Origin of the sequence: Mogibacterium pumilum (assembly GCF_002243385.1) — a bacterium.
Lineage (GTDB): Bacteria > Bacillota > Clostridia > Peptostreptococcales > Anaerovoracaceae > Mogibacterium > Mogibacterium pumilum.
In genome coordinates, this window is sequence record NZ_CP016199.1 from 1,481,253 (window position 1) to 1,483,000 (window position 1,748).

At 28.8% G+C, this 1,748-nt stretch carries 4 protein-coding genes; all 4 read right to left on the bottom strand.

Annotated features, from left to right (window positions below):
* Positions 1–234 (bottom strand): hypothetical protein (locus AXF17_RS09210; protein WP_169711335.1); only part of this gene is annotated, 234 nt, incomplete at its 3' end.
* Positions 235–343: 109 nt separating this feature from the next.
* A complete protein-coding gene (locus tag AXF17_RS07105) occupies positions 344–775 on the bottom strand; it encodes a hypothetical protein (protein WP_094234417.1) in 432 nt (143 codons plus the stop codon).
* A gap of 101 nt (positions 776–876) precedes the next feature.
* A complete protein-coding gene (locus AXF17_RS07110; RefSeq protein ID WP_094234418.1) occupies positions 877–1,305 on the bottom strand; it encodes a hypothetical protein in 429 nt (142 codons plus the stop codon).
* A gap of 82 nt (positions 1,306–1,387) precedes the next feature.
* Positions 1,388–1,748: hypothetical protein (locus AXF17_RS07115; protein WP_169711336.1), on the bottom strand; the 361-nt coding region annotated here is incomplete at its 5' end.

Below are 1,748 nucleotides of genomic sequence, written 5' to 3' on the forward strand. Positions count from 1 at the left end.
AAGATATCTTATGATTGCATCTGTATTTCTTCCTTTTTGCCAAGTAAGTATATTATTTTTTTTAGTAGTATCTAAATCAAAAACAAGGCTAATTTTAAAATTTTCTTTTTTCCATTCTTCCTTTAATTTTTCGCTTTGTTTTTTGTATGCCCCATACTCTTTTACAATTATTACTGAAGAAACACATACACTTATCAAAATTAGTATTATAAAAATAATCTTAGTTTTTTTCATCAGAATCCACACTTTCCTCAACAAGTATTAATTTATTATTTTAATTACCCATATTTTCACCTATATTTTCATATAGGTTTATAAATAATAAATTAACCTTGTATAAAATTTATTTTGTCTGCCAATCTAACTGAGAAACCAGATAGTCTTGTAAAGCACCATTCCCAATATCTCCTAAACTCTCGACTTCTTTATACTTTTTTATAGCTTCAAAAATCTTTTTTCTACTTTCTAACGCCTTATTGTTTCCTTTTATATCGCTATAGAAAACTTTTGCACTTTGTATTTCTTGAAATGTTATTTTGCAACCTTTTTTGTTAAATTCCTCTATAACAATATCTGTGTTTCTACCTTTGCTCCAATTGTCATTCTCATCAACTTCCAGATCAAAAACGAGTTTCATCTCGGCATTTTTTCTTATTACGTTTAGCTCTTCCTTTTTATATTGATCATGATAGTGTTTTGCTGCAAATGCAAAAAAAATTGAACTTATTACTACTAAAACTATAATACTATTTTTCTTTTTCTTTAATGCATCCATGGCTTAGCATCCCTTCATGCAATTTATCTTTAATATAATCTTGTAGTGCACCCATACCGATACACACGCTCTAAGTCCCTAAAACTTATATTTTCAGTCTCTTATTCAGGAATCCAGTTGTCAAGCTCTTTCGATATATAAGTATGTAAAGCCCCGATTCCTATATCACCAGTCTTTTCAACTTCTTTGTACTTTTTTATAGCTTCAAAAATCTTTTTCCTGCTTTCTAAAGCATCCTGATTCCCTTTTACGTCATTATAGTATACCTTTGTATTTTGTATGTCCCTGAATGTTATTTTGCATCCTTTTTTGTTAAATTCTTCTATTATGATGTCTGTATTTCTACCTTTAAGCCACTTACCATTATTAGGATTAACTTCAAAAAGAAAGGCTATCTTCATATTATCACTTACAACCCTTGACTCTTCCTTCTTGTATTGGTTGTAGTGCGTCTTTATAATGATTGTAAATATACTTATACTTATTATTAGGATACTAATTATTGTATATTTTTTTCTTATTGCATCCATTGTTTCGCCGTCCTTAAATCAATTTTTTGAGGTATAAACGTATAAAGCTCCCGCACCAATATCTCTCGTAGAGATTATTTTTTTAGTATCCGTAGTCCCAACCATACCCTTTCTTTTTCATATCATCTATTATTATCAGGTGGCATTCAAAAGGAACATGAACTTTCAAATTCATTTTGTCGCAATAACCATCAATCATCTTCATAATTTTCTTTCTGTTCTTTTGAGCTTCCGTATCATCTACACAATCTTCAAATTTTACTTTTGTTTTCTCAATTTCCTCATATGTGACCGAATACCCTTCATCATTAAGATATCTTATGATTGCATCTGTATTTCTTCCTTTTTGCCAAGTAAGTATATTATTTTTTTTAGTAGTATCTAAATCAAAAACAAGGCTAATTTTAAAATTTTCTTTTTTCCATTCTTCCTTTAATTTTTCG